The organism is Peribacillus sp. NPDC096540 (assembly GCF_050278525.1).
In the GTDB taxonomy this organism is placed as follows: domain Bacteria; phylum Bacillota; class Bacilli; order Bacillales; family DSM-1321; genus Peribacillus.
On record NZ_JBNNTG010000082.1, the window covers coordinates 1 to 6,664 of the forward strand.

General features: G+C 34.0%; 8 protein-coding genes and 1 pseudogene. All 9 read right to left on the reverse strand.

Annotation, left to right across the window (positions count from 1 at the left end; genetic code table 11):
• Positions 1-1,009, reverse strand: a pseudogene (locus tag ACQKMR_RS27955) (IS110 family transposase); the annotation flags it as partial.
• A gap of 120 nt (positions 1,010-1,129) precedes the next feature.
• Positions 1,130-1,363 carry a DUF3953 domain-containing protein gene (locus ACQKMR_RS27960; protein WP_427700180.1) on the reverse strand — a complete coding sequence of 78 codons (234 nt, stop codon included), beginning with the start codon at positions 1,361-1,363 and terminating at the stop codon, positions 1,130-1,132.
• A gap of 39 nt (positions 1,364-1,402) precedes the next feature.
• The gene (locus ACQKMR_RS27965) at positions 1,403-1,531 is read right to left on the reverse strand and encodes a hypothetical protein (protein WP_427700181.1); all 129 of its coding nucleotides are present in this window, start codon (positions 1,529-1,531) and stop codon (positions 1,403-1,405) included.
• Positions 1,532-1,781: 250 nt separating this feature from the next.
• The gene (locus ACQKMR_RS27970) at positions 1,782-2,234 is read right to left on the reverse strand and encodes a hypothetical protein (RefSeq protein ID WP_427700182.1); all 453 of its coding nucleotides are present in this window, start codon (positions 2,232-2,234) and stop codon (positions 1,782-1,784) included.
• A gap of 520 nt (positions 2,235-2,754) precedes the next feature.
• Positions 2,755-3,705 carry a sugar phosphate isomerase/epimerase family protein gene (locus ACQKMR_RS27975; protein ID WP_427700183.1) on the reverse strand — a complete coding sequence of 317 codons (951 nt, stop codon included), beginning with the start codon at positions 3,703-3,705 and terminating at the stop codon, positions 2,755-2,757.
• Positions 3,706-3,888: 183 nt separating this feature from the next.
• Positions 3,889-4,269: a RidA family protein gene (locus ACQKMR_RS27980; protein ID WP_427700184.1), complete on the reverse strand. Its 381-nt coding sequence runs from the start codon at positions 4,267-4,269 to the stop codon at positions 3,889-3,891.
• Positions 4,270-4,727: 458 nt separating this feature from the next.
• Positions 4,728-5,996 carry an MFS transporter gene (locus tag ACQKMR_RS27985; protein ID WP_427700185.1) on the reverse strand — a complete coding sequence of 423 codons (1,269 nt, stop codon included), beginning with the start codon at positions 5,994-5,996 and terminating at the stop codon, positions 4,728-4,730.
• A 168-nt stretch (positions 5,997-6,164) separates the two neighbouring features.
• On the reverse strand, positions 6,165-6,362 hold the full coding sequence (locus ACQKMR_RS27990; protein ID WP_427700186.1) for a DMT family transporter: 198 nt from the start codon (positions 6,360-6,362) through the stop codon (positions 6,165-6,167).
• A gap of 10 nt (positions 6,363-6,372) precedes the next feature.
• Positions 6,373-6,663 carry a DMT family transporter gene (locus ACQKMR_RS27995; protein ID WP_427700187.1) on the reverse strand — a complete coding sequence of 97 codons (291 nt, stop codon included), beginning with the start codon at positions 6,661-6,663 and terminating at the stop codon, positions 6,373-6,375.
• Between the last annotated feature and the right edge of the window lies 1 nt (position 6,664).

Below are 6,664 nucleotides of genomic sequence, written 5' to 3' on the forward strand. Positions count from 1 at the left end.
CTGAACTTGCTTCCGCTAGATGTAATCCCGCATGCCGTAATAGAGAGTTTCCGTGAGAGAATCCACTTAAATCTCCTGACTCACCTAGTATCCCCACTAATGAAATTTCACTTATTCCTTTAATCATAAGTAGTTTTTTTGCAAATGGGATTTTATTGAGAACTTCTTTAACTTGTTGTTCAACTCTTTCGAGTTGTTTTACAGCGAGGTCATATTCTTCTAATAATTGTTCTAGATGGAATGTATAAGCATCGAGTGCTTGTTCTGTCCCAATTGAGGATTTTGCTAGATTGATTAGTAATTGAGCCTTCTTGGGTCCTGGTTGTCGTTTCATTAAAGACTTCCACCCCCTCATGACATCTAGTGTTTCTAGTGAAGATATTTCATCCGGTGTAGGAAATAAACGAAGGGTTGCGATTGCGCCTTTGCATGAAACATCTTTAAACACTTGTCGCAGCTCTGGAAAGACAACATCTACCCATCGATTTATTTGATTAATAGACATTACGAGACGTTTAACAATCACATCACGATTAGACATTAGAACTCTAAGCTTCTCAAATGATTCTGATGATGGGCGAATAAAGGAATAGTAGCCGTTTTTGACCATATCCGCGATAACGAGCGCATCTTTTTTATCACTCTTAGATTGGGTATTATCACGATTCTCTTTATTCCTTTTAACTAAGTGGGGATTCACAGTAACTACCTCAATGTTTTGGTTATATAACCATTTTGAAAGGTTAATCCAGTAATGGCCTGTAGGCTACATACCTACTATTGCTGCATCTAAGTTTTTTAATCTTTTTAAATCCTGAATCCAGTTTAATAGTTTAACGAACCCCTCTTCATTATTTTCAAATGTAATAGGGTCTCCAACTACAACTCCACGGAAATTAACTGCTCTTGCAACGTGTAATTGTTGAGCGATATCCACACCAATAATAAGATGTGTATCAGAAATTCTTTCAATTAATTGATTTTGTTTGTCTTGCATTTTAAAATTCATAATAAGGCTTCCTCCTTAAGACTCTGAGTTAGATTGGACTCTATACTCGTATCTTACTGAGGGGCTCTATTTTTTTCAAAGCTGAAAAATAACGAACTACAGGAATGCTAAACTGCCCCGTTAGTTCATTAAGAAACCCAGTATGGAAACAAAGAAAAGAAATGAAGAGACAACAATGCTCATATACCCCGAAAATCCTTTTCTATCTTTTTGAAGTTCGGCTAATCCTGTTACTAACATAATTGCCCCTAAGAACAACATAGAATACGGCATCAACTCAAAATTTTGAGTAATTAGCTGATAGGCTGATAAAGCAAGAACAATTACTGCTAAGATAATTCTAACTATCTTCAAGAATACATTTCCCCCTAAAAATTATGTTGGTACAATTTTTTATTTAATCATACCATTTAACACCTTTTCATTTGTGCGGAAAATGGAAATTCCTTCTTTAACTAACTTGCCCCGATAGTTGCATAAAGAAAAAACTGCCTTAATGACAGCTCCGATCTTTCTGTTCAACTATTACTCCTACAGAAAAATACTCTCTAATCGTTTTACCCACAACCTCAAATCGCCATCATCTTTTTTCAGATCATAGGCAATGGATTAAAGCGATTCCTGTCGCTTAAGAACTCGTTGTACAGCTTGTAATTTTTCTTTATTAAATAATTTCTCCATTAAAAAAGCACCTCCAAATGTTAGACTGTGTCTAACATTTGGGGTACAGTTCAAAAGGATAGGGGATTTATTTATCATTAGTCTTATCGTGTTAATTTGATAGTATTTCCTTAACTACCTTAATGGTTTTTACCGAATCCCAATTAGCGTTTAACACCTCTAATGTCTTTTTAATCATATCATTGTCAATTTCAAATATTTCTTGATTGTCGAAATTGTGCACTAAATAGACTATCAACTCCTCTTCATCGGGATCTTCTGTATCTACATTTAGGCCAACTATATCCCAAAACCATAACTGAAATTCTTCTAAGCTTATTTGTTGTTTTAAATATTTGCTTAGAATATTTATTACATACTCTTTCTTAACTTGAATGATATTATCATCTGGGTCATCGAATAATTTTGATAGTATATAATAAAATTGTCCGTCCTTATCCACTTTATAAATATCTAATGTTTCGCTTGCTATTCCCATCAATTTATCCCTAGTTATATTTCCTTTTACATACTCAAATAATGCTGATATCAATTTTTTATTCATTATCTACCCACCGGTTTATGTTTTCTATGTTTAAAAGAACCATCTGAATTATAACTGTCCTTATACATACGCTTGGTCTTTCCATTTCTCATCCATTTACTATATACTGCTCTGGATTGACCTTTGTATTGACCAGAAACTTTTTAAGATGCTCCAGCCATCCATTTTTAAGTTAAAGATTGTTATTAAATCAGTTGTAAGAATATGGATCGCTTATGTAACTATCTGAGTAAGACCCTGTTAGGATTATTCCAGTAAATAAAATAAACTGGATTCCAAAATATTTAATAAGATTCAAATAGCATAAGCTCCTTCTCAGTTTCTCATTGTGTTCCACCACTATTGTAGCTGTAAGAAACAACTTTTGGAAACAGTAAATATTGAGAAAGCTTCTTCAACTAGCCTGCCCCTTTAGTTCCATAAGAAAGTGTTGCGTAGCAACCCTATTGTTAAACTAAAGCACCCTTCTGCAAAATAAATAGGGAGATCATTCCCGAAAGAACCTCTCCCTGTTTTTTATTTAGCGGCAGTATTTATCCCTTAATGCAAGTGCATATCTAACCGATTGCTCTGCACCTTTCTCTTGATCCTCAATCATTTGTTCTAGAAGTTCTGCTGGCGGATAATAGTAATCCAATGGTTTAATTACATTTAAATCATAAGGAGGTTGTCCCACCTTAAATGCTCCTTCGCCTACTGCAAAGACTCCGCCTGTACCAGGCTCTCTCTTAAAATGGATGGCATACGGGAAGCACATTTCAACGTTGATTCTAGTCAACATTGAATTCTCAATCAATATTTTATAACATTCTTCCAAATCGATATTACCAGTCCCAGCAGGTACGCCACATACTCTGTAATCTTCGCCATCATGGACGATAATATGATCCTTAAAATGAGTTGTAAAGGCATATGGTGCTAATTTTCTTACAGCTTCAACCGGGTCCTCCCATGCCATCATTGCATTCCCGAAATCACAATGAGCACCAACCCAAGGGCTGTTGACTTCCTTAATGATTTGAATCACTTCATCCGTTAACTCTTCCTCGTGATTTTCAACAGCAAGCTTGATTCTATATTTCTTTAATAATGGTACAATTTGTTTAATATCTCCAGGAGCTCTTCTCAATCTGTCTGGATCATATTCTCCCATGCAGGTATACGTACGAATGACATCCGCTCCAATTCTATGCGCGGCCTCAATGACCTCAGTTAGATGTTTCGGATCGGTTCCATTTGTATCGATTTCAGCGAAAAATCCATACTTTTGAATTTCTTTTTTCACCTTGTCTAAGTATTCCGGTTCAAATGATTCTAATGTACCAATTCCCGGTAAACCTGGCCATGGAACAATATTGATCATGACTCCATCTAATCCCAATTCGGCTGTTTTTTTGATAAAACCAAAAATATCCATTCGACCTGTAATAAACTGCAAGTGAAAGCTTTCTGTCTCTAATCCAATTTTCATTTGTTACCCACCTTTATGTTAATTTATTGTGCCGAGAAGAAATTAAACTAAATTTTGTTCGACTTCTATTTTTATTTGTAATTAATTTCTACTTAACGACTTTGCTTACGAAAGTTCTCTTAAATTAGGGAAGAACCAGCAACTAAACGACGAAACACATTCTCCCCAAAAAAGAATAATTGGTCACCTTTTTACCTCGGCCATCAATTCAATTTCAATCATTGCATTCATAGGTAATTCTGCTACCTGAATGGTACTCCTAGCTGGAAAAGGCATCGAAAAATATTCCGCATAAATTTCATTTACAGTTTGAAAATCTGATAAATCAGTCACAAATATAGTTGTTTTCAAAACTGAATTCATTTCTAGACCTTTTTCTATTAAAATGTGCTTTAAATTTTCTAAACATTGTCTTGCTTGGTCTTCAATGCCTATAGCTAATTTATTAGTATTAGGATTTAAAGGGAGTTGCCCCGAAATATAGAGAATCCCTTTTGATAATACCGCTTGGGAATATGGTCCAATAGGTTGTGGCGCATTACTTGTTAAAACTGCTTCTTTCATAATAAAAATCTCCTTTTTATCTACAATATTTTTCTCGTAACTTTGTGACCGTTTGTACAGATTCTTTAATTTCATTATCTTGGGCCAATAACATTTGTTCTAAAAGATCATCACTTGGATAGTATGTTGATAAAGGATCAAACAGTTTTTGATTGAAATACGGTTTTTACATCTTAAATGATCCTTTCCTTACTTCGCTTACTCCCCCCGAACCTTTAGGTCGTTTAAAAGTAGAAACATATGGATGACACATTTCTAAAATTATTCTGTGTAAAGGATGACTCCGTCTAATCCTAATTCAGCTGTTTTTCTGATAAAATCGAAAATATTCATTCAACCTATAATAAACTGCAAGTGAAAGCTTTCTGTTTCTAATCCAATTTTCATTTGTTACCCAAATTTAAGCCAATTTATATATCGATAAAAAATTAAGCATTCATTTAATTATCTTCCAAATATCAGTTAGTTTGTTTTTTCTTTTTTAAAATTTTAACTGAATAGTTACTTATAATAAAACCTATAGCTGCAAATGCAATCATAATCATAAATACATATCTATATCCAGTAATTCCAGGATTGTGATCCAGAATATTACCATACATGGCAAAGGCGAAAATTGAAGGAGCATAACCAACTAAACAAGCTAATGATACGGCAGCACCGCTTATTTCTTTTGGAATATCAATTTCATCTAATGGGGCAAAAAACACAGCCCGTTGAGTAAATACAATCGATCCGAAGCCAAGTGTCGCAATTATTCCTATATAAATATTCATTTTGTCATGTGGAAGCATAATAAAAATTATCATTGTAATAATGGATAAGAGAAATGTAAATCTAAGGTATTTTGTCGCTGATTTAAATTTTTTATCAACTAAGAATCCACCGATGGGACCGCCTATCATTTTTAATCCGTATTGGTTTATAATCCCATATACACCTAATAACGCTACCGGCATTCCATAAATTTCTTGCAAGAACGGAATAAAGTAAGTTAAACCTGCGTAAACCGTATAAACGCAAAATATTGTAAATGAGGAAAACCACAGTATGGGAGTTTTAATTGCTTGAATCGCACCTTTCAAAGCTACTTTATTTTTACTAATTTCTTCTCCACCCTTATCAAACGTTTCAATGATATCGTCCTCTATAAAGAAATAACTAATAATACCAACAATAATTGTAATCAAGGCAAAGAATAAAATTGCGGCTCTGAAACCTAATGACTCAGATCCTAACCAAATAAATATACCTAGAGCAGAGAATGCAACGATTGTATCTACAACACCACGACCAGCCTCAAGAAATCCAAACATCCTGCCTTGTTCGTCGGAGTCTCCAAGCAATTTAACGGTTTTTATCAATACTGGCCAAAAAGTAATCTCTGTAAATAAAGCCATTACTCCCCAAGAAGCTAAAATTCCATAAAAACTTGGTAAAGTAGATAAATAAATCCCAGTTGCACCTACACCAATCAATCCAATCGGAATTAGCTTCCTTTTAGAAAATCTATCAGTGATATAAATGGAGACTACATAACCAAACATTTGTATAATAGCATATACAGATAATGCTAAACCTATTTGGGTATGTGAAAGGTGAAAATATTTTTGCATCGGAACGTAAAAAGCATCTTTTAAAGATGATAATTTAAATATTGTTCCTCCTCCCAAAATTAAGATACATAAGGTAAACCATTTTTTGACCGGCTTCTGTGCTACTGCCATAAACAATCCCCCCTCATAAATATGAAAGTAATTAGCGGTATTCGTTAAAACTCAAAATTCACCTTTATTAATTGGAAAAACATTCAATTAATACTAGTTTTTGCATTAACCTCGATTCAGTTAGTTACTTCATCAAAGTTATTTGAAATATTTTTTATGTTCTTTAAACTAATACTTGTTGATACATTGTTTTTTAATGGATCTTATTTCAATAGAGGTTTTTGGCAGAAGACACGCTACAGAGGGGAGTAATTTTTTAAACCCGTCTGCACGTTTCAAGCTTATTACACTACCAATCTCGGCAAATCCGGCAATATGAAGAAAAAACCAAGCCATCGAATCATCCCCTAACCTTGTATAGATCATTTCATTTTCTTTAATTTTTAGGTTGTGCTGGACTAATTTTTATTCCAATTATTCCAAATATCATTAAAGCCACAAAAAATACTTTCAGTGGATTAATGGTCTCCCCGAAAAAAAGCATCCCAATTACTACTGTTCCCACCGTTCCCAATCCAGTAAAAATGGCGTAACCAGTCCCTAAGGGAATTGAATGTAAAGCTTTTGAAAGTAAAAAAAAACTAAAGATTATAATAACTACCGTTACTATACTAGGTATAATTTTGGTGAATCCGTGAGAATATTTAAGACCGATCACCCAGACGATT